General features: G+C 59.9%; 19 protein-coding genes. 11 read left to right on the top strand and 8 right to left on the bottom strand.

What is annotated here, in order from left to right; all coding sequences use genetic code 11:
- Positions 1-47 precede the first annotated feature (47 nt).
- Positions 48-2,150 (bottom strand): PhoX family protein, encoded by a 2,103-nt coding sequence (locus tag BKA12_RS00205; RefSeq protein WP_183639745.1) that lies wholly within the window; start codon positions 2,148-2,150, stop codon positions 48-50.
- Positions 2,151-2,242: 92 nt separating this feature from the next.
- Positions 2,243-3,238, bottom strand: coding sequence for an o-succinylbenzoate synthase (locus tag BKA12_RS00200; RefSeq protein ID WP_183639743.1), 996 nt, complete (start codon positions 3,236-3,238; stop codon positions 2,243-2,245).
- 93 nt (positions 3,239-3,331) lie between these two features.
- On the opposite strand from BKA12_RS00200, the gene BKA12_RS00195 reads away from it, so the two are divergent.
- Entirely contained in the window at positions 3,332-4,438 is a 1,107-nt protein-coding gene (locus tag BKA12_RS00195) for a phosphatase PAP2 family protein (protein WP_183639741.1), read from the top strand.
- 2 nt (positions 4,439-4,440) lie between these two features.
- On the opposite strand, the gene BKA12_RS00190 is transcribed toward BKA12_RS00195, so the two are convergent.
- Both BKA12_RS00190 and BKA12_RS00185 read right to left on the bottom strand, forming a co-directional pair.
- Positions 4,441-5,592 (bottom strand): MFS transporter, encoded by a 1,152-nt coding sequence (locus BKA12_RS00190; protein WP_221228025.1) that lies wholly within the window; start codon positions 5,590-5,592, stop codon positions 4,441-4,443.
- An 81-nt stretch (positions 5,593-5,673) separates the two neighbouring features.
- Positions 5,674-6,567 carry an MBL fold metallo-hydrolase gene (locus tag BKA12_RS00185; RefSeq protein WP_183639740.1) on the bottom strand — a complete coding sequence of 298 codons (894 nt, stop codon included), beginning with the start codon at positions 6,565-6,567 and terminating at the stop codon, positions 5,674-5,676.
- 64 nt (positions 6,568-6,631) lie between these two features.
- Here BKA12_RS00185 and BKA12_RS00180 point away from each other — a divergent pair, with 64 nt between their 5' ends.
- The 4 genes from BKA12_RS00180 to BKA12_RS00165 all read left to right on the top strand — a co-directional run bounded on the left by BKA12_RS00180 (position 6,632) and on the right by BKA12_RS00165 (position 11,981).
- Complete coding sequence (locus BKA12_RS00180; protein WP_183639738.1) at positions 6,632-8,860, top strand: S9 family peptidase; 2,229 nt, start codon at positions 6,632-6,634, stop codon at positions 8,858-8,860.
- Positions 8,857-9,558 carry a nicotinamide mononucleotide transporter gene (locus BKA12_RS00175; protein ID WP_183639736.1) on the top strand — a complete coding sequence of 234 codons (702 nt, stop codon included), beginning with the start codon at positions 8,857-8,859 and terminating at the stop codon, positions 9,556-9,558. Before BKA12_RS00180 ends, BKA12_RS00175 begins: the two co-directional genes overlap by 4 nt.
- A gap of 131 nt (positions 9,559-9,689) precedes the next feature.
- Complete coding sequence (locus tag BKA12_RS00170) at positions 9,690-11,348, top strand: thiamine pyrophosphate-dependent enzyme (RefSeq protein ID WP_183639734.1); 1,659 nt, start codon at positions 9,690-9,692, stop codon at positions 11,346-11,348.
- Positions 11,349-11,489: 141 nt separating this feature from the next.
- Positions 11,490-11,981, top strand: coding sequence for an SRPBCC family protein (locus BKA12_RS00165; protein ID WP_183639732.1), 492 nt, complete (start codon positions 11,490-11,492; stop codon positions 11,979-11,981).
- A 127-nt stretch (positions 11,982-12,108) separates the two neighbouring features.
- Here BKA12_RS00165 and BKA12_RS00160 read toward each other — a convergent pair whose 3' ends face one another.
- Positions 12,109-12,900: a hypothetical protein gene (locus tag BKA12_RS00160; protein WP_183639730.1), complete on the bottom strand. Its 792-nt coding sequence runs from the start codon at positions 12,898-12,900 to the stop codon at positions 12,109-12,111.
- A gap of 303 nt (positions 12,901-13,203) precedes the next feature.
- Between BKA12_RS00160 and BKA12_RS00155 the strand changes: the two genes are divergently transcribed.
- Entirely contained in the window at positions 13,204-13,785 is a 582-nt protein-coding gene (locus BKA12_RS00155) for a GDSL-type esterase/lipase family protein (protein WP_183639727.1), read from the top strand.
- 365 nt (positions 13,786-14,150) lie between these two features.
- Here the strand turns inward: BKA12_RS00155 and BKA12_RS00150 are convergent, their stop codons facing one another.
- From BKA12_RS00150 to BKA12_RS00140, 3 genes are all read right to left on the bottom strand, one after another.
- Positions 14,151-14,915, bottom strand: coding sequence for an amino acid ABC transporter ATP-binding protein (locus BKA12_RS00150; RefSeq protein WP_183639725.1), 765 nt, complete (start codon positions 14,913-14,915; stop codon positions 14,151-14,153).
- On the bottom strand, positions 14,912-16,435 hold the full coding sequence (locus tag BKA12_RS00145; RefSeq protein WP_221228024.1) for an amino acid ABC transporter substrate-binding protein/permease: 1,524 nt from the start codon (positions 16,433-16,435) through the stop codon (positions 14,912-14,914). Before BKA12_RS00145 ends, BKA12_RS00150 begins: the two co-directional genes overlap by 4 nt.
- Before the next feature lie 70 nt (positions 16,436-16,505).
- Entirely contained in the window at positions 16,506-17,279 is a 774-nt protein-coding gene (locus BKA12_RS00140) for a tyrosine-protein phosphatase (RefSeq protein ID WP_183639723.1), read from the bottom strand.
- A 75-nt stretch (positions 17,280-17,354) separates the two neighbouring features.
- On the opposite strand from BKA12_RS00140, the gene BKA12_RS00135 reads away from it, so the two are divergent.
- From BKA12_RS00135 to BKA12_RS00115, 5 genes are all read left to right on the top strand, one after another.
- Positions 17,355-17,795 (top strand): PaaI family thioesterase, encoded by a 441-nt coding sequence (locus BKA12_RS00135; RefSeq protein WP_246361708.1) that lies wholly within the window; start codon positions 17,355-17,357, stop codon positions 17,793-17,795.
- Complete coding sequence (locus tag BKA12_RS00130; protein WP_183639719.1) at positions 17,792-18,220, top strand: VOC family protein; 429 nt, start codon at positions 17,792-17,794, stop codon at positions 18,218-18,220. The genes BKA12_RS00135 and BKA12_RS00130 overlap by 4 nt, the downstream gene beginning before the upstream one ends.
- A gap of 55 nt (positions 18,221-18,275) precedes the next feature.
- Positions 18,276-19,244, top strand: coding sequence for a 1,4-dihydroxy-2-naphthoyl-CoA synthase (locus BKA12_RS00125; protein ID WP_183639716.1), 969 nt, complete (start codon positions 18,276-18,278; stop codon positions 19,242-19,244).
- Positions 19,245-19,261: 17 nt separating this feature from the next.
- A complete protein-coding gene (locus BKA12_RS00120; RefSeq protein ID WP_183639714.1) occupies positions 19,262-20,377 on the top strand; it encodes an AMP-binding protein in 1,116 nt (371 codons plus the stop codon).
- 73 nt (positions 20,378-20,450) lie between these two features.
- Complete coding sequence (locus BKA12_RS00115; protein ID WP_183639712.1) at positions 20,451-21,344, top strand: 1,4-dihydroxy-2-naphthoate polyprenyltransferase; 894 nt, start codon at positions 20,451-20,453, stop codon at positions 21,342-21,344.
- The last annotated feature ends 72 nt before the right edge of the window (positions 21,345-21,416 follow it).

Below are 21,416 nucleotides of genomic sequence, written 5' to 3'. Positions count from 1 at the left end.
CGTCACACCACTGCGCTAGCTGCCGCTAGCAACCGGAGGTTATGCGATTACTTGTTGCCCTTGCCGTTGTTGGCGCCGGCTGGCGAGTACACCTGAACCACGGACGGACGTGGGCCGGAAAGCTGGCCCTTCTTCGCCTGAGCTGGGTTCGTGATGTAGTCAGGGAAGTAAGAGATCGGAGCCGCGAAGGATCCGCCTTCACCTGGGTGCTGGACAGACACGAACACGGAGTTATCGCGGTCGTGGATGAGCGGGCCACAGGTCTCGGCGCCGAATGGAACAGCAAGGAACTGCTCGACCTTGCCGCGCTCAGCACCGGTCAGCGTGACCTTGTGCAAAGCGTCGCAGTAGCCGATGGTGCCTGGCTGGCCGTCGGTCGAGATCCACAAGGTGCCCTTGGAGTCGAACGCGAGGTTGTCTGGGCAAGAGATCGGGGAAACCTTCTCTGCTGGGTAGCCAGCGAAGTACTGCTGCGAGACAGGGTTCTTCGGATCGCCACAGAGCAACAAGATGTTCCAGTTGAACGTCACGGCGGTGGCGTCGTTCTTGGTCTCGGTGAGCTCGATGACGTGGCCGTCGCGGTTAGCCGTTGCGCTGGTTGCTCCTGCGCGTGGGTTCGCCTCGTCAGCGCCTGCCTTCTTCCCTGGCTTGCCGCGGTCGGTGTTGTTGGTCAACGCGATGTAGAGCTTGCCGGTGACCGGGTTTGGCTCAACGTCTTCTGGGCGGTCCATCTTGGTGGCGCCCATCTTGTCAGCTGCCAAGCGGGTGTACACGAGGACTTCCTCGATGCTCATGCCTGGAACCTGAGACTTGCCATTCTTCGTCAGCGCGATCCACTTGCCGGAGCCATCGAAGGCGCCGTCGGAAGGAAGCTTGCCGGAGCCATCGATCTCAGAGGCTGGGGAATCACCCGTGAACTGAGCAACGTAGAGGTCACCCTCGGAGAGAAGCTTCTTGTTAGCTTCGCGATCCTTGGAGATCTTGTTCTTGGAAACGAACTTGTAGACGTAGTCGAAGCGCTCGTCGTCACCGGAGTACGCAACAACGCGGCCGTCCTCGGCTACGCGGATGTTTGCACCTTCGTGCTTGAAGCGGCCCAATGCGGTGTGCTTGACGGGCGTGGAGGTTGGATCCTGTGGATCGATCTCAACAACCCAGCCGAAGCGGTTGATTTCGTTCTCGTAGCCCTTGTTCTGAGCGGAGAAACGTGGGTCCGTCAGTTCCCAGCCGCGCTCAGATGGTGCAGAGCTGATGCCGTAACGTGCGTCCGTTGCGGAGCCAGTGCCCTGGAAGTACTGGTTGAAGTTCTCTTCGCCGGAAAGCACGGTGCCCCAAGGCGTGGTGCCACCTGCACAGTTGTTCAAGGTGCCAAGAACGCGCTTGCCCGTTGGGTCTGCGACGGTCTTGAGAAGGTCGGATCCCGCTGCGTAACCATCAACAGTGAATGGCGTCGAGCCCGTGATGCGACGGTTGCGAGCGCCACTCTTGACGTAGTTCCAAGGCTCACCGGCCTTGTCGCGGCGAACTTCCACAACAGCCATGCCGTGCGCTTCGATAGCGATGCGGCGGACTTCTTCAGGGTTTGCAGCGGCCCATTCGGCGTCGAACATGAGCTCTTCGTTGGTGTACTCGTGGTTTGCAACGAGGATGCCGCGGCGGGAGTTGCCCTGATCAGCAGTGATGTTCAGGTAGTCGTTGTTGTAGCCGAACTGCTTCGCCTGAGCGGCAGCAGACTGGTTCTTTGCGTCGAACTCAGGTGCGTCGTTGAAGATTGGATCGCCCCAGCGAATGATGACGTGGGAGTCGTATCCGGCAGGAACCGTCAGGGCATCAACGTTCTTTGGAACTGGTGCGATGGCCTTGAAGTTGAGCTTTCCGCCGCCCTGTCCGTTGCCGCCGAAGTCTGCAGCAGCTTCAGGGGCGGTGGCGAGGTGAGCGCCGACCACAACAGCACCTGCAGCGACGCCGCCGAGGCCGAGGGCCGCACGACGAGTCAATGCGGCATCTGCGATGTCACGGAAGTAGTTGTTGGTAGACGTGTTGCATACGTCTTTGGCGCAAGCGTTGCCGCATTTGAAGTGGCAGGTCGCGGCGGAGCGGTTGCCGCGGGTGTGGCCGAACATTGGCAAAAGATTGAGCGGAGTGCCCATGGTGAATTCCTCCAGAAAGTGGGTTGGAGTGGTGCACCACTGAGCTTGTCACTGCTCTTTTAAATCTCGGGGGCGTTCAGGTGAACAATCTTTTAGCTGTTGTTCACCAAGATTTCATAAGCAGCGCGGATCCTTTCCCGCCACCTTTCGGTAGTATTCGCGTCTGCCGCGAGCGCTCGCAAACGTTGCGGGTCTGGCCGCACGCTTCGCACGTCGAGCGCTCCCCCAACGGCCCGCATGGGCTGAGCTGCGACGTCGTCCGTGAAGAGTGCCGCGGTTCCCAAGCCGCACGCATATGGCAATTCCGGCAAAGCGGCGGCCAGAGCAACGCCAGCGGCAAGGCCCACGGACGTATCCAGCGCGCTCGACACCACCGCGGGCATGCCCGATTCCGCCACAACGCGCAGCGCGTTCCGCACGCCACCCAACGGAGCGGCCTTGATGATCAACAGGTCAGCTGCCCCGGCGCGCGCCACTGCGAGCGGATCAGTCGCTTTGCGCACAGATTCATCGGCGGCGATGAGCGTCTGATCTCCGGCGGCGCGCAACATCTCACGAACGCGCGCGAGCCCCTCAATTCCCTCAACCGGCTGCTCTGCATACTGCAGCTCAAAATCACTCAATCGCTGCAACGCCTCGAAGGCCTCCGGCACGCTCCACGCCGCATTCGCGTCAATGCGCAGGGCCGCATCCGGCAAGAGACGCCGCACTTCGGCGACGCGCGCAACGTCGTCCTCGAGCGACTGCCCCTTCTCGGCGACCTTGATTTTGACGGTGTGGTGAGCGTCGTACTTCTCCAATACCCGTACGACGTCGCTGCTCGGCACCGCGGGCACCGTTGCGTTGACGGGGACCTGCGAGCGCAACGGCTCGGGGAAGCCTTCCCACGCAGCTTCGATCCCGCTTGCGAGCCAGGCCGAGGCTTCTTGAGCGCCGTACTCGAGGAACGGTGAGAACTCACCCCAACCTGCGGGACCTTCGAAAAGCGCGGCTTCGCGATGCATGACGCCACGGAATGTGACGCTCATGGGAAGGGAGACCACGTGGAGGTTGTCCAGGATCTCGTCGAGTGCGGGAAGGTTTCTCACGAAATCAGGTTATCCATCTCTCACGCGAGACGCGTCACGAATAGGCCGTTAAGGCCATGTTTTGCAAGGAATTGCACAGCTTAGGCTGTCACTATGAAGAAGATGTCACACGATCTTTTCAACACAGATGGTTCGCGGACGGCTCGAGGTATCGACGAAAGGTCGGCACTCGTTGCGCGCCGGTGGGTCGCTGCCGTGCTCGGATGCGCCGTCGCTGTGGGGCTCTTCGCGATGACGTATTGGATCTTTGTTCAGACTGGAACGGGCCAGCTCGCGGACGAGTCCGCGTTCAAGGGCGCCCAACAGTACCTCGGCGATGGCACACGATTCGGCGCACCGTTGACCAAGTTCCTCGGCTATTTGCCGGAGGTGGCTGCGGTACTCGGTGCGATAGCGCTGGTCCTCGCCGGGCTCATTCGCCGCTCCGTAGTTGCCCCAGCGATCGCCGCCGCGACGTGGGCGCTGGCCACCTACAGCACGCAAGTCCTCAAGCACAGTGTCCTGAATCGTCCGGACAACGGCGTCTCCGAGGCGACGATGAACTCTTTCCCTTCCGGCCACACCACCTTTGGCACCGCGGCAATGATTGCGATTCTCTTGGTGGTCGCGCCGCGTTGGCGCCCGTTGGTGGCGTTCCTGGGCGGACTCGTTTCTCTCGTCACCGGCGTATCCACGGTGGCACTCGGCTGGCACCGCCCCAGCGACATCATCGGCGCCTACATCGTCTGCGCGTTCTGGGGCTTCTTGGGTGGCGCCGCCGTCCTCGCCACTGGCCGCAAATGGAACATGCGACCTCTTGCGGAAGGCGCTGGCCGTCGATTCCTCTCGAACTTCCATGTTGGCTCGTGGGCGCTGTGGCCAACGCTGTTGTGGCTCCCGTCAATCATCATGGCCCTCGCCGCACCGGTGATCTACTGGTTCGCCACGCAAACGAGCGTCTCGAGCCAATTGCTGACCAAGAACTCGTGGTTGTTCCTTGCTGGAATCTTCTTGATGAGCGCCACCGCACTCTTCACCTTTGGCGTACTCAATTCGTTCTTGGCGCACGTACGCGCTCGGGAAAGCTTCTTCAACGACTACCAAGAGCAGCCGGTCTGGACTTCCCCGGTGGTCGCACCGACAGTTGCACCCGGCATGGTCGAGCGCCCCGGTACTGAAACGCAGGCACCTAGCCGAGCTGCGCCGTCGCACGAGATCTAAATTTAGGATTGCCGCGGCGTGCGGGGGATGAAAATTCCCAGCACCAGCGCACCGACGAAGGCCGCGCCGCACACGACCCAGATGCCGGCGGCGAGGCTGACGGCCGCGGTGACGCCGGAGAGGATGAGCGGCAGAGCCATGATTCCCATGTCAGAGCCCAGTCGCCACGTGCCGAGGAATTGCGGGCGGACGGCGGCTGGAGCGTAGTCGGCGCCGAGGGTCATCACGATGCCGGAGCCAATTCCGTTGCCAAATCCCAGCAACATGGCCACGAGTGACAGGCTCACCACGCCCTGCGTGAACGGCAAGAAGAACAGGGCCACACCCATGAAGGCCATGCACGGGACTGCTACGAAAACGCGGCCACGCTTGTCCATGAGTCTGCCTGCGGGATAGAAGACGAGCACTTCGATCAGTCCGGAGAGGCCATAAATGAGCGCCGCGACGGACGCGTCGAGCCCTATGGCATCCGCCCAGAGCGGCACCACGGCAACGCGTGCGGCCCGGACTCCGGAGAGGAGGATGACGCCGATGCCTACCGTCCCGAAGACTCGTGCGTGCTGCTTGGCTACGGACCATACCGAGACTTGCTTCGCTAGTTGCGGAGGTTTCTCGGTTTCGGTGAGTGGGACGTCTCGCTCATGAGTGAGAAGTTCAGGGATCCACCAGCACACGATGAGCGCCACCACCATAGCGGCAAGGCCCACCCAATAGGCGCCATCGAGCCCCAGCGGAATCATCGCCGCCGACGCCGCGAACGGCCCCAGCAGCGAGCCCACGCGCAAAGTGCCGCCCAGGGTGGACATCGCCCGCGCACGCTGAGTCGGGGCAATGACCTCAGCGAGATAACTCTGGCGCGCCAAGTTGAACGGCGCACCGGCCATGCCCACCAAGAAGACGCCCACGGCCAGCATTGGCAATTGGGATGACCACAGCGCGGTCGCCATTCCGATCGCCGCCCACAGAGCCGCGAAAATCATGGTGGCGCGCTCGCCGAACCGCGCCGTGAGCACCGCGGCAGGCACGTTCATACAAAGCGAGCCCAGCCCAATGATCATGATCATCGCGGCTGCGAGGCCAGTGGAGGCGCCAAGCGATAATGCCGTCAAAGACACGATCGGGGTGACGGCGCCAAGCCCCACCGAGTACAGCAAAGAAGGCGTGTAGATCTTGACCGCGCTTTTGAGCCAAGAATCTTTGGGGTCCTCGGTGGGGACGTCAGCAGTAATGAGGTATCAGTCCTCCGAGGATGCGGCGCGCGCCGTGGTTTTCTTGAGGCGCTGCAACAAGTGGCGGGACTGCAACGGACCGTACGGCAGGACCGGAATGGCCTTCGTGTAGTCAGTGGATGCCTCGTGGATGGCGGCTTCACACACGCGAATGCCCTGGCGCAGCTTGTGGAACTGCATGCGTACGAAGTCCATGTCTACTGGCTGACCGTGGCCTGGAACCACGATCGGGTAGAGCTCATCGATGGCGATGATCTTGCCGAGCACACGCTGCCACTCATGCGGGAAGGAGTCCTCGAAGGACGGGTGTCCGCCTTCTTCAACGATGTCGCCGGCGAAGAGCACACCGTCAGCGCCGACCAGCATGTCGCCTTCCGAGTGCGCGCGGCCCAAGAAGAACAGGGTCGCGGTAACGCCGCCCAGATCAAGGTCAACCGGGGTCTCTTCGAGCAGACGGTTGGGGTAATCGATCTCGGTATCGAGGCCTTCGGCCTTCTCCATCTCCGGCTCGACGCCACGCACGAACTTGCGCTGCAAGAGTCCGCTTTCCAGCAGGTCACGAACAACCGAGTGGTGTGCCCAGATGTCCATGACGCCTTCGTGGTTGCGGAAGTAGGCGTTGCCGAAGAGGTGATCGTAGTGCGCGTGCGTGTTCGCAAGGGTGAGCGGCAAATCGGTAATCTCGCGCACCGCTGCCACGAGTTCCTTCGCCTGGCGCGGTCCCCCACCGGTATCGATCACCAGGGCCTTCTCTGAACCCACGATCAATCCCGTGTTAGCGCCCCACTCTGGGCTGGAACGGACATAGGTGTGGCCGTTGAGCTGAGTCCAGCCGGCAACAACCGGGTAGTTCGTCTTGGCAGAATCCGCGATGTTCTCTGCGGGATTCGATGTAGTCACGGCAAGTGCCTTTCACTCATCAGTTGATTAGGTTCAAAAATACCCTTAGCTGAGAATGGAACGTATGAATGAGTCAGTATCTGATCCTGCGATTTCCCCGGCGACTTCACCAGTTGCCCCTCCTGTCGCCCGCAAGGAGCCCTTTGAACGCACGCATCACGGCGACACGTTCGTGGACGACTACGAATGGTTGCGCAACAAGGAATCCGCCGAAGTTCTCCAGCATCTCGCATCTGAGAACAAGTACATGATTCAGCTGACCAAGCATCAGCAACCCACGCGTGACGCGATCTTCCAAGAGATCAAGAGCCGCACGCAGGAAACGGACAAGTCTGTCCCCAGCCGCATCGGCGACTGGTGGTACTTCACCCGCACGGCCGAAGGCAGCCAGTACCCCATCTATTGCCGCGTTCCAGCCCAGAATTCTGGCGACGAGCGCGCCGATTGGACCCCACCCGAGATCCCAGTGGACACCGCTCTCAAGGGCGAAGTGGTCCTCCTCGATGGAAACAAGGAAAAGGAAGGCCAGCCGTTCTTCTCGATCGGCGCCATGGTCTTCTCCCATGACGGCACCCTCTTCGCCTACTCAGTAGATAACGCGGGCGACGAGCGATTCACGATTCGCTTCATGGATCCGGCTACCTTGAACCATTACGACGACGCCATCCCCGGCGCGTTCTACGACCTTGCGTTGGCCCCGGCTAACGATCGCGCCTTCTACACCGTGGTTGATGAAACGTGGCGCCCGTACCAAATCCGCCAGCACATCATGGGCACTCCGGTCTCCGAAGACACCGTCATCTTCGAAGAGAACGATCCCGGCATGTGGCTAGGCTTCGACATCAGCGCCGACCGGACGGAGATGGTGATTCAGGCCGGGAACTCCGAGTTCGCCGAAACCTGGGTCATGGACCTCGAGTCCGCTTCTGCGACCCCTCGCTTGTTGCTCAGCCGCGATGAGCGGATCCTGCACAGTGTTGACCCGGTTCAATTGGGCGACGAGCGGTACTACCTTCTGGTGCACAACCACGAGGCGCCCAACAACGAGCTTTCCATCGTTGCTTCGAGTGAGTTCGAAAAGCCTTTCGCCGACCAGCAGTGGCACACGCTCATCAAGCACCGGGACACGGTGAAACTGTCCGGGTCAGCCGTGAACCGCCGCCAAGTGATCTTGTCTTTGCGCGAGAACACCACCGAGCGTGTCCAGGTGTTGAGCTTGGAGAAGATCTCCGCTGCTCTCAACGCTTCCGGCATCGACGCTTCTTTGGCGCAGGACACCGACCTCAGCACTGAAGTAGTCCAGCCAACCTTCGACGAAGAACTGTGCACCGTCTGGTTCTCCGACGCGCCTTTCGAGTCTCCGTTTGTGCGTTTGAGCTACACCTCGTTCTTCACTCCTCAACAGGTCTTCGACTTCGATGCCGAAAACAACCAGTTGGAGCTTCGCAAAGAGGTTGTTGTTCCTGGCGGCTACGACTCAGCGAAATATGTAGCAACGCGCGAATGGGCAACCGCGACGGATGGTGCCAAGATTCCACTCTCTGTGCTGCGCCGAGCAGACGTCATTCCCGATGGCACCAATCCCACGGCGGTCTACGGCTACGGCTCCTACGAGATGTCGATGGATCCGCAGTTCACGGTTCCTCGTTTGAGCTTGTTGGATCGCGGCGTGGTGTTTGTGATTGCTCACATTCGCGGTGGCGGCGAGCTGGGTCGTCCTTGGTACGACGACGGCAAGAAGCTCAACAAGAAGAACACCTTCACCGACTTCGTGGACGCCACTCGCTGGCTCGTAGAAAACAAGTGGGCGGATCCGAACCGTATCGCTGCCATCGGCGGATCGGCGGGCGGATTGCTCATGGGCGCCGTCGTCAACCTTGCCCCGGAACTGTACAAAGTCGTGGTGGCGCAAGTGCCGTTCGTCGATGCGCTGACCACCATTTTGGATCCAGAGCTGCCACTTTCCGCCCTGGAATGGGAAGAGTGGGGAAACCCCATCACGGACCCTGATGTCTACTCATACATGAAGTCTTATACCCCGTATGAGAACATTCGGGCTGTTGAATACCCGCGGATCGCTGCGGTGACCTCACTCAATGACACGCGCGTGCTTTATGTCGAGCCTGCCAAGTGGGTCGTAAAGCTGCGCGAAGTCACCACGGGTGATCAGCCCATCTTCTTGAAGACGGAAATGGACGGCGGCCACGGCGGAGCATCGGGCCGGTATGAAAAATGGAAGGACATCGCGTGGGATTACGCGTTTGTCCTTGATGGATTGGAAGTAACTCAGTGAACGAAATCATCCAGACCCTCACCAATCAGGAGGCTGGATCGCAGACGGCGACCATCGTGTTGCTGAATGCGTTGGCATACGTGCTCATGGCGCTCGGTGCGTGGCTTTTGGGCCGCCGCAATGACTTGGGCTGGTGGGCGTACATGTTTGGTGTCTTCGCAGGCCCACTCATGACCGCTCTGCTGTATGGCTACGAAGGACTGATCTCGGCCATTCCAGCCATGCTCGTGGGGATCTTTGGGCTGTGGAAATGGTCCAAGTTCCCAACGCTTGGTCATTTCGGGCGCGCTGTTCCATCGCGAACTGTCACCGTTAAGACCGTCGTCACGTTTGTGATCTTGGTCATCATCTTTACGGCTCTCAATTTGGGCCCCATGTTGACCAGCGGATTCGCACTCTCCTCCGGCTCTGAGCTGATTGTCCTGAACATGGTGTTGGCCGCCATCATCACGGTGGGCTTCATCGGCGTTGCGAATGGAAAGGCGCTGTCTTTCCTCGCCATTGCAGTAGGCGCGGTGGGCGTCGTCGTCATGGTTTTGGCCAATAGCCCGGCGCTCGGAACGCTCGGGTCTTACGTCTTTGTGGCCCTGGGTGCAGTCGCTGGTTGGTTCGCGTGGAAGGCCGGAGAACCAGTTGCTTCGGAGGCTCAAGGTGCTGCCGACGAAGCCGTAGAGGAAGAGGCTTCAACGGCCGAGTAGTGAGCGCAACATTTCGAGAAGGCTGAGTGGTTTCGGCTCGAGGTGTCGTACATTGTGGCGAAGAAATTCATGGAATTGATTCTTGCCGGCGTGCATCGTCGGCCCCCTTTTCACCGTTGAAAGGCACCACTTTGTCCGATCACTCGACGCCGAGCCCCGCTCGCAAGTCCGCTGGGCATGTCATCGTTGACTCCCTTTTCGCTCATGGCGTGAAGCGGACCTATGTTGTTCCAGGCGAGTCCTACCTCGACGTCCTTGACGGACTCTACGAGTCTGAGATTGAAACCGTGGTCTGCCGCCATGAGGGTGGCGCTGCCTACATGGCCGAGGCCGATGGCAAAATGGATTCCATTCCAGGCATTGCCATGGTGACCCGTGGACCGGGCGCCGCTAACGCGCACGTGGGTCTGCACACCGCTTGGCAGGACTCCACTCCAATGGTGCTGTTCGTGGGCCTCATTCCTTTCGAGCACCGCGATCGCGAAGCGTTCCAGGAATTCGATCCCAAGGCGTGGTTCGGTACCGGCGCGAAGCGCGTCATGACTTTGGATCACGCTGAGCGCGCCTCTGAAATCGTGGCTGAGGCAATGTTCGCCGCCGTCTCCGGCCGTCCTGGCCCTGTGGTCATCGGTCTTCCTGAAGACATCATCAAGCAGGAAATCGATGCAACCCTGCACCCCGTCATCCCTGTTGGCCTTGGCGGCATGACCGTTGAAGACTGGAAGGCTCTCGAGTCTGCCTTGCAGGAGTCTGAGAAGCCGTTGTTCGTCTTCGGCGGCAACGACTGGACCAATCGCGGCGCACAGCAGTTCACGAAGTGGCTCGAGGATCACAACATTCCTGCTGCCGCCGAGTGGCGTTGCGAAGGAACTGTTCCTTTCACTTCCCCTTCTTACGTTGGTCCGATCGGCTACGGCCGTCCGAAGCCTACCTACGATCTCCTCGCCGAGACGGACTTATTGGTCTTCGTGGGCACGGTTCCGGGCGACGTCATCACCGACGGCTTCACGGCCCGCCAGAACTGGGACCAGAAGAACTTCATCGTCACCATTGACCCGTCCTTGCGCGGCCGTTCCGGCCCCGTGACCCACCAGATCGTGGCGAAACCAGACGTCTTCATACGCGACCTCGTGCGTATCAACCTTCCCGTCAAAGAGTCGTGGAAGGCGTGGACCAAGAAGATGCGCGAAGAGCAGGAGAAGTTCTCTGCCCTTCCCACGAACAACAATGGTGACGGCCCCGCGACGATGGACACCCTCATGGCCACGATGGTTCCGCAGTTGCCTGAGGACGCCATGGTCACCTTCGGCGCTGGCGAACACACCAACTGGGCTCACCGCTACTTCCCCACGAACTCTTACGCGTCGATGATTTCGGCTCGCAATGGTTCCATGGGCTACTCAATCCCATCTGCCGTCGCAGCGTCCTTGAAGTACCCAGGTCGCCGCGTTGTCACGATCGCCGGCGATGGCGAGTTCCTGATGAACGGCCAGGAGCTGGCAACCGCTACACAATACGGCGCCACCCCGCTCGTGATCGTCATGGACAACAGCGAATACGGCACCATCCGTACGCACCAGGAACGCGATTACCCGGAGCGCATTTCCGGCACTCAGCTCAAGAACCCAGACTTCGCCCTCATGGCGCAGTCGTTCGGTGGTTTCGGCGTTCGCGTTGAGAAGGACTCGGAGATCCCGGCAGCCCTCGAGTCCGCTTACAAGGCGATCGACGAAGACAAGAAGTTTGCGCTCATTCACCTCGTAGTGGAGCAGCGTAGCAAGGCATACTAGGCCGAATTCATCGTCCTGGCTAGAGGTCAGCGAGCGGCTTACGCTTGGCGCTGATTGAGCACCATAAAGGGAGCGCCTTTCGGGGGGTTCCCTTTATGTTTAAGGAGTCAGCGCAGGTTCAGGATTATTCAGGAGGCAAGAATGTCCCACCATCACGCACATCAAGCGAGCACTGAGCACAAGCTCACCGTGAGCCGCACCATTGAGGCCCCGGTTCGCGAAATCTTCAATGTTTTGACGTTGCCAGCCAACCACCCCAAGTTCGACGGTTCTGGTTTCGTTCGTTCCGCGCTCAACACCGAGCGCATCCAGAAGGTCGGCGACGTCTTCTCCATGAACATGGAGGGCGAACACATGGGTGGCGAGTACACCATGGAAAACCACGTCACGGCGTTCGCGGACAACAAGCTCGTCGGCTGGCAGCCCGCTGCTCCTAAGGAAGAGCCGAAGGGCTGGGAGTGGGTTTACGAACTCACGTCCGTCGACGCCGACACCACCGAAGTCACCCTGACCTACGACTGGAGCAAGGTGACGGATAAAGAACTACTCAAGAAGGTTTCTTTCCCACTCGTGAAGGAAGAATCCCTTGAGCACTCGCTCCAGCTTCTGTCGGAAGTTGCCACCGCTTCTTAGCGCAATCGGCCTTATCCGCAGAATCTAGTACGACGGCGCAGCTCGCTTTCTTGCCCACCCTCGCCTCGGGTGCGGCTTAAGAAAAGCGAGCTGCGTCGTCGTTATTTATGCCCCCAATGTTGGAGCACTAGATGCGTTCAATCTTCTCCACACGGAACATCGGAACCGTGGTGCTTCCGCCGATCTGGGTGTCGTACGAGTAGGACATCACGACGCTCGCGGTGACCTTCACTTCGTCATCCTGGAGCACGTCGTCAAGCTCTGGGCAGTCCGATTCCATGTCACCGGCGACAAAGATCGAGTTGTGGTCATAGTCCCAGTCATAGCGCATGTTCGCGTGACCCACGTTGGCGCGGAAGATGCACTCGCCCGTGGCTGAGTCGAACTGCGTGACCCTGCCGTAGATCACCATGGTTTCACCCACGTGATCGTCAGGGTTCTTGACGATACGCTGAAGCTGGCGAGAGTTGACCGGCTTGGCATTGGCAATCTTCTTCCTTGCCTCTGTTTCCGCATCTTTCTCCGCCTGGGCCGATGCCGACGCTGCAGCAGCCGAGGATGACGCTGCAGCTTCTTCCGCCGCAGCCGACTCAGATGCCTCAGATGCCTCAGCTTCCGCTTGGGCGGCTTCAGAGGACGCTGCTGCCTCAGACTTTGCAGCTTCTAGTTCACGTTCAGCTGCTTCGGCTTCCTCGTAGGCCTTTGCACTGGCGGCAGACTCACTCGCTGCGGCCTCACTCGCCGCCGATTCACTCGCCGCCGATTCACTCGCGGACGACGCGCTATTAGTGGCAGAGGCTGCCCCGGAGCTGACACAGCCGGTCAGCAAGCCCAAAGCAAGAAGCGCTGAGCCGGCCGTCAAAACATACTTCTGAAGACGGCCAGTGGCCGCGGATGTAAGGTGCGTGAAGGGAAGCATCACACCAATCCTTTCTGTCACTTCGGCGCTCTCGTCCCCATGCCGAGAATCATCACCGAACTGCACAGCTCAAAAACTATGAGCAGGCAGTGACACTTAGGATTCGGCGCTCATGGCTGGTACTCAGTGATAGCACTAAAGGTTCAAAAAATGACTATCGATTTCATAGTTCCTAGGCGCCATTTGCCCTATCTTGACGGCATAATCGGGAACACGATGCAACTACTGGAGTCGATTGACTTCAGATCAAAGCGCGGGGTCTTCAACGTCGACGGACCTGCACACTTTGGAAGGTGCAGTCCCATGGCAAGAAACGTCACTCGAAGGGTAGGTGGGTTCCTCGCGGCCGTCGCAAGGGCAGCTGCAGCTTTTGGATCCACCGCAAATGCGGCCGAGCGCAACATTGACTATGTCAATCTCGGTGATTCATACTCGGCTGGCTACGGAACCGGTAGCCTGACCATCGTAGGAGACGCTTGCTCCCAAGGAACCGGAAGCGACCACGTCTCCAAGCTTGCAGCAAAGAAAAACGTCAACCTCACACTCGATTTCGCTTGCGCTGGCGCGGATTCCGCTACCTTAGCGGGCATCGCCGCCACCGTTGCCGCGGGAGCACTCGGTGATGCTGAAGTCGTAACGCTGACGGTGGGCGGCAATGAATTGCCGTGGGCTGAACTCCCCGGAGCATGCGCTTACGGTGATGATCTTCAATGCGCCGGAGCTCAACAAGTAGCCGGGTCGATTTTGAGTTCGCTCTACGCCAGAGTTCTACACACGTTGTCGGTCATTCGCAGCTCCGCCCCAAACGCACGCATCGTGATTCTTGGATCTACTACAATCCAAACAATCCATACAACCTTCACCCAACCTCCGAGGGCTACTTGAAGGCCTACTACCCTGCAACCATGAGCGCCATTAGTTTTGGGCAGCTGGGTCGCTAGGAATGAGAACCTGGAAATTCGAAGTGTGAAGTTGAGGAAAGAGCAAGACTCTTGGTCTCCGGTCCGGCGCTGTAACTCAGCGCCGGACCACTTCTCTTTCTAGCCTCTATTACCTCCATGCAGTTGCCACGGCATCCCGAACCGCACGGTGAATCTGCCGAGAAAACAAGCAAGCAAAAGCGCATTAAAGGCAGCCGCCGCAGCCCTTCCCGACGTCACCCACAAGAAAACTGGAGGGTGACAGCGGAATTGAGCTGCGGCGTCGTACTCAGTGAACGCGACGGATAGCGCCACTGAGGGGTTAGAGAATTACAGAACCTTAGACAAGAAGTCCTGCAAGCGCGGGGCCTGCGGGTTGCCGAAGAGATCGGCTGGCTTGCCCTGCTCCGTCACCACGCCATCTGACATGAAGATGACACGGTCAGAAACTTCGCGAGCGAAGCCCATCTCGTGGGTCACGAGGACCATCGTCATCCCTTCCTTGGCGAGGTCGCGGATGACCTGAAGCACTTCGCCCACCATTTCAGGGTCAAGTGCGGACGTGGCCTCATCGAAGAGCATGATGCCAGGGTTCATCGCCAAAGCGCGGGCAATGGCCACACGCTGCTTCTGACCGCCGGAAAGAGAGGCCGGACGAGCGTCCGCCTTCTCCTTCAAACCAACGCGGTCAAGCAACGCGAGGGCCTGCGCACGAGCCTCACTCTTGTTAGTGCCTTTGACTTCCATCGGCGCCAACATGATGTTCTCCGCAACAGTCATGTGCGGGAACAAGTTGAAGTGCTGGAACACCATGCCAATGGAGCGGCGAACTTCGTTGATGTCCACCTTGGGATCGGTGAGGTCGCGGCCGTCCACAATCACGTGACCCGAGGTGATTTCCTCGAGCTTGTTCAAGCAGCGCAGCACCGTGGACTTTCCGGAACCGGAAGGACCGATGATCGAGACCACTTCACCGTCAGCGACAGTCAGGTTGATGCCCTTGAGGACTTCGTTGGTGCCGAAAGCCTTGCGAAGGTCCTTCACCACAATCTTGTCTTTTTTTGCCTCCGTGGAGGCCACCGTTGGAGTGCTCATCGGTTGAACTTCCTATCTGCGTAGTTCGCCAGCTTGGTCAGCAAGAAGATCGCAATGAAGTAAATCACTGCCACGATGATCAGGACCTCAGTCACGCGGAAGTTTGCTGCGTAGATCTGTTGTGCCTGGTAGAGCAACTCGGTGAAGCCGATAGCCAAGAGCAGCGAGGAGTCCTTCAACATGATGATGAGCTGGTTGATCAAGCTCGGAGTCATGATCTTGAATGCTTGCGGAACCACCACGCGCTGCATGGACTTGCCGTAGCCAAGGCCCAAGGAGCGAGCAGCTTCAAGCTGTCCCGGATCCACGGACTGAATACCGCCACGCACAATTTCTGCGACATAAGCACCGGAGTTCAGTGCCAAGGTCAGGACGCCAGCAACCCAGATGTTGATGGGCTGACCGGTGATCTGCGGGATACCGAAGTAGAAGAAGAACGCCCACACCAACAGCGGAGTGCCGCGGAAGATGTTGACGAACGTGGTGGCGATACCGCGCAACACGATGTTGTTGGAGACCTTCATGAAGCCGAAGATCAGACCCAAAATCATGGCGAAGACGAAGGAGATCGCGGTGACCAAGAGGGTGTTCCCGAGGCCCTTCATGAGGGCCGGAAGAGCGGTTCCCAAGAGATCGAAAAAGCTGCCGCTTGAGGTGTTCTTCGGCGCGGCGAGGTACTTGTCCAAGATCTTCTGGTACTCGCCGTTGGCCTTTAGCTTTGCAAGGCCGTCGTTGAACGCTGCCAACAATTCAGGGTTCTTGCCCTTGTTGACTGCGAAACCGTAGGAGCCGCCAGCTTCCTTGTCCGTCACCGTCTTGAGGCCGTTGCCCTGAGCAATGCCGTATGCGAGAACTGGGTAGTCGTCGAACACGGCTACAGCGTTGCCGGACTTCACGGATTCGTACATGGTGGCCGACTGGTCCAAGGACTGAACCGTGAAGCCGTACTTATCAGCAATGGACTTCGCGAAGGTTTCGCCCTCGGCGCCCGTCTTGGCAACAACGGTCTTGCCCTTCAAATCCTCGTAGGACTTGACGGTGTCATCGTTGGCCGCGACAGCCATCTGAACGCCGGATTCGAAGTACGGCTCAGAGAAGTCGTAGATCTTCTTGCGTTCATCGGTGATGGACATACCGGCGATCACGCCGTCCACCTGGTTGGAGCTCAGCGCCTGAAGAGCAGCGTTAAAGCCTAGCGAGCGAATCTCCACGTTGAAACCCTGATCCTTGCCAATGGCGCGAATCAGATCCATGTCGATACCGGTCATTTCACCGGAGGTGTCACGGAATTCGAACGGTGCGAACGTGGTGTCCGTGCCGATCACGTAGGTCTTGCCGTTAGCCGTGGAGGTAACCACTGCCACGGAGCCTGGTGCATTGTTGTTGTTGTGTGCAAGTGGTGCGGCTGCAGCGCTTGTACTGCCAAGCAGTACCGCGAATAAAGCAATGAAGGCGGCGAAGAACGCGGCCAATTGCTGTCGCGGATTCACGATGCGTGCCCCTCGAAGAAGTGCAGTCATTTTTCCCTGATTTCTTGAATGATGTTCTAGAAACAATAGTCGGATAAGTGATCTAGGGCATAGCTTGGCACTATTCTTCCACGCGGACTTTCCGAAAGAGCCTCTCAATTTCAGATTCCTTGAACCCGTTTTCCTGCAAAAACTTTTGCGCATCCAGAGTCGCGACAAACTCTGCGAGCGCCTCTAGCCGGTCCGCTAGTTCCATCTCGAACCGCTCCGGTTCCGCATACCTCTCATAGGGGTGCGGCACCGTGCTAACCCGGTGATACTCGTTGATGCCGTGAGCCCCCGCGGCGTACGCGGCTGGGATCTCCTCCCGCTTCCCCGCGAGGTCCAGCAAGAATGTGGCCAGCAGCGAGGTGCGGTCCCGTCCCGCAGAGCAATGAAGTACGACGCCGCCGCTCGGGGACACTGCGATCATTCGAAGTGCGGTGGTGATGTTGGCGGCAAACAGCTCCACATACGCCGGGTAGCCTGCCGGATGATGGAGATACGGGATGGAGGGCTCGGGAGCTCCGTCCGCACGAACGCCGAGCGATCCGTAAACAGTTACTCGCTCAAAGTCAGGGTGCGAAGGATCCTCGAGTGGCACGTGCACCACCGTGATGCCAGCCGGCGCTTCACCCACAGGGTCCGTTGCCCGCTTGCCCGACTCTGAAAAATTCCGAAGATCGATGACTGTAGCTACGGCGTCGTCCTCCAAATCCTGCCAACCGCGCTGCGTGAGCCATTCGCGGCGGCCCATCCCGTAGATCTGGCCCACAATGTGTCGCGCGTTGACGGCGCCATCCCAGCGCGGGCGCGCGGCGGGTAGGGGCTGGGACGTAAGATCGGCGGTGTGCATGAAAACTCGCAAACTGACGTACATGAAACGGATTTGAACGCGGCTTCTGTTGCTCTCAAGGCTACTCGAGTGACCATGGACGGTCTCACGTATTTGCAGCACGTGATTTCAGGAGAAATCCCGCAATCGCCCTTCAACGATTTGATTGGGGTCCGTCTGGTTCATGCCGAGGCTGGCCGCGTGGAACTGGCTGTTGACCTGCGCGCGGACCATTTCAACAAGATCGGGACCGGACACGGCGGCTTCGTTTCGACGCTGTGCGACAACGCGTGCGGCATGGCCGTGGACTCTGTTTCTCCTGCCGGCGCCGCCTGGACGTCTTTGGACCTGCAGGTCCGGTTTTTGAAAGCCATCACGCCAGCAACGAGCCCTCTGAAAATCGTGGGTACAGTGATCCGAGCCGGCCGCAAGGTCGCCGTCACTCAAGCGGAAGTGTTTTCCGCGAAAGGCGACCTGCTCACCACCTGCACGTCATCCCTCTATGCACTGACCTCGAACGGAGCCACGTCCTCATGATTGCCGGAATTCAAGTCACTTTTGATGCCTTCAACCCGCACGAGCTCGCCGCCTGGTGGGCTGAGACCTTGGGCTGGGAAGTAGAGCCGTCCAACCCGGAGTTTATCCAGAAGATGATCGCCGAAGGTCAGGCCACGGAGGAGGATACCGTTCTGGTCAACGGCGTCCTTGCCTGGAAAGACGGAGCCGCCATCAACCCGCCAGCAGGTGCCCCGGGCGTACGCATCCTTTTCCAGCTCACCGAGAACGTGAAGATCCTGAAAGACCGCATCCACTTGGATCTGCGCCTTGATCCCAACGAGGACCTCACCGCTGTTCGCAAGCGACTCGAAGAGCGCGGCGCACGACTGCTCTGGAAAGGCAAGCAAGGGCCGCACACGTGGTGGACCATGGCCGACCCCGAAGGCAACGAGTTCTGCGTGTAACGCTGCGGCGACCACCTTTTAGGCGTGAACTTCGTTGCCTCGATAGACTCGAGAGGTGACTGACAACGCCGTATCTGCCGAATCTCTGCCCGAAAAAGTCTCCGACATCTTCGACCCCACCCGCTGGCGCGTGGTGGAGGGTTTCGATTTTGAGGACATGACCTACCACCGCCAGGTGGAACGGGACGAAAACGGCAAGATCATCCGCGATCTGCCGACGGTTCGCATCGCGTTCAATCGCCCCGAGGTGCGCAACGCGTTCCGCCCGGGCACCGTGGATGAGCTCTACCGCGCGATGGATCACGCTCGCATGAGCTCGGACGTCGCCACCGTGCTGCTCACCGGCAACGGCCCCTCCCCGAAGGACGGCGGACACTCGTTCTGCTCCGGCGGAGATCAGCGCATTCGTGGCCGCGACGGATACCGCTACGCCGAGGGTGAGACCGCGGATTCGATCGATCCTGCCCGCGCCGGTCGTCTCCACATCCTTGAAGTTCAGCGCCTCATGCGCACCATGCCGAAGGTCGTCATCGCCGTGGTCAACGGCTGGGCCGCCGGTGGAGGGCACTCGCTGCACGTGGTCTCTGACCTGACCATCGCAAGCAAGGAACACGGCAAGTTCAAGCAGACGGACGCCACCGTGGGTTCCTTTGATGCCGGCTACGGTTCCGCTTTGTTGGCCCGCCAAATCGGCCAGAAGAACGCTCGCGAAATCTTCTTCCTCGCTCGCGAATACTCCGCCGAAGACATGGTGAAGATGGGCGCCGTCAACGAAGCCGTTCACCACGAGCGCCTCGAAGAAGTGGCCCTTGAATACGCCGCAGACATCGCGCGCCAGTCCCCTCAGGCCATCCGCATGCTCAAGTTCGCCTTCAACCTCGCCGATGACGGCATCGCCGGACAGCAGGTCTTCGCCGGCGAAGCTACCCGCTTGGCGTACATGACGGACGAAGCCGTGGAAGGCCGCGACGCGTTCTTGCAGAAGCGCGATCCCAACTGGTCTGACTACCCTTACTACTTCTAATCCCCCGCGGATTCGATATGCCACACGTCAACCCGGAATTCCTCGACGCACCCCTGCGCGCGCTCTCACTCGCGCTCGCAGAAGAGGGCCCCGCCGTCGAAATTCTGGAAGGCAACCAGCTCACGTTCGCGGGCGACGCGCCTGACGGGACTGGCGCCGTCGTACGAACTTCCGGTTCCACTGGAACGCCGAAGCGCACCGCTCTATCCGTGGACGCGATCGCAGCGAATGCCCAGATCACCGCGGAATTTTTGGGATTCGAAGGGCAATGGCTGCTCGCCTTGCCGCTCAATTACGTAGCCGGGCTGACGGTGCTCACGCGTTCGCTGTTCGCGGGCACGGAGCCTGTCGCAACGGAGCCCGGTGCGCACTTTAGCGCCGACGCGTTCAACGAGGCAGCCGCGCTCATGACGGATCGGCGGCGCATCACGTCGCTGGTACCCACCATGTTGCAGCGCCTCCTGACGGATCCGTCCGCGGAAACGCTCGCTCATCTGAAGCGCTTCGACGCGCTCTTGATCGGCGGCGGCCGCACGCCCAAGTGGGTCCTCGAGGCCGGGGCGCGCGAAAACCTGAACATCTTCCTCACCTACGGATCCGCGGAAACCTGCGGCGGCTGCGTCTACAACGGCGTGCCGCTGCCGGGAGTGAGCGTGCGCGAAGAGGGCGGCCGGCTGTGGCTCGGCGGCCCCACGCTCGCCACCGAATATCTCGGCGATCCCGCGCGCACCGCCGAACATTTCCGCGAGCTCGACTCTGAACGCCGGTACCTCACCGACGACCTCGGCGCCTTCACCGACGGCGTGGTTAGCGTGAGCGGCCGCGTGGATGACGTCATCAATTCCGCAGGCATCAAGCTTTACGCCGCGCACATTCAGCGCTTCGTGGAGGCTCAGCCGGGCGTGGCATCCGCGCTCGTTATTGGGGTTTCGCACCCGGAATGGGGCGAGGCCGTGGGGCTCGCCGTCACCGGGGATTACGACGACGATGCACTCACTTCCGCAATTCGCACCGAGTTGGGTGCCACGAGCGTGCCGAAATTTGTGTGGCATCCAGCCGAGTTGCCGCTGCTGGGAAACGGGAAGCCGGACCGACTTCGCATTGCCGAGGAGCTGCGCCAGCACCCTCGATGAAGACTTTTTCAGCACATCCTAGATAATTGAGTGTTGAAATTTTGTGGTTCTACTTTGTTCACGTGGAGGATTCTTGGCCAGCTTTGCCCAGTGGGTTGAAGGCGCGCGACTGCGCACTCTGCCCCTTGCCGTCGCACCTGTAGTGATCGGCACCGCCGCTGCCTATGAAATCTCTGCCGCTTCCGGCACTCCGACGGTGTTTTGGGGACGCGCGCTGCTCGCCGCGATCGTGTCCTTGGCGCTTCAAGTGGGCGTGAACTACGCGAACGATTACTCGGACGGCATCCGCGGAACCGACGACGTACGCGTTGGCCCCTTGCGACTGACCGCTTCTGGCGTCGCAACTCCTGGAGCGGTGAAGCGCGCGGCGTTCTTGAGCTTTGGAGTCGCAGCAATTGCTGGTCTGGCTCTCGTGGCAATCTCCGGATTGTGGTGGGCGATCCTCGTGGGCATCGTGTGCATTCTTGCCGCGTGGGGCTACACGGGTGGAAAGAAGCCTTATGGCTACATGGGCCTCGGCGACGTCATGGTGTTCATCTTCTTTGGCCTGGTTGCAACTCTGGGAACCACGTTCTCACAGGTCTACCAGCTTTCGGCTCCCGCGTGGGTGGGCGCTTGTAGCATCGGCTTGATCTCAACGTCGGTGCTCATGGCCAACAACATCCGCGACATCCCGACGGACCGCGAAGTCGGCAAGATGACCCTTGCTGTGCGACTCGGTGAGACCAATGCCCGCCGGGCCTTCGTGGGAATGCTTTTTGTGGCCGTGCTCTTGCCCGTGGTCTTGGTAGGAAGCCACCCGTGGCTCTCCCTCACTGCGCTTGCTGCACTCTTGTGTTTCAAGCCGTCGAAGGCAGTCCTCTCCCCTAGCCTTGACCGCCGGACGCTCATTCCAGTGTTGAAGACCACTGGAATCATCGGCTTGGTGTTCGCGGCCTTGTTCGCCGTGGGAGCTGTGCTTTCCTAAGCCGCTGTTCGTTCCTCAGTCGCTGTTCGTTCCTCAGTCGCTGTTCGAGCGGCGCTCGCTATCAACTGCGAG

The sequence above is a fragment of the Neomicrococcus lactis genome (assembly GCF_014200305.1).
In the GTDB taxonomy this organism is placed as follows: domain Bacteria; phylum Actinomycetota; class Actinomycetes; order Actinomycetales; family Micrococcaceae; genus Neomicrococcus; species Neomicrococcus lactis.
Note: the sequence above shows the minus strand (reverse complement) of the source record. Positions and strands in the feature narration are given on the sequence as shown.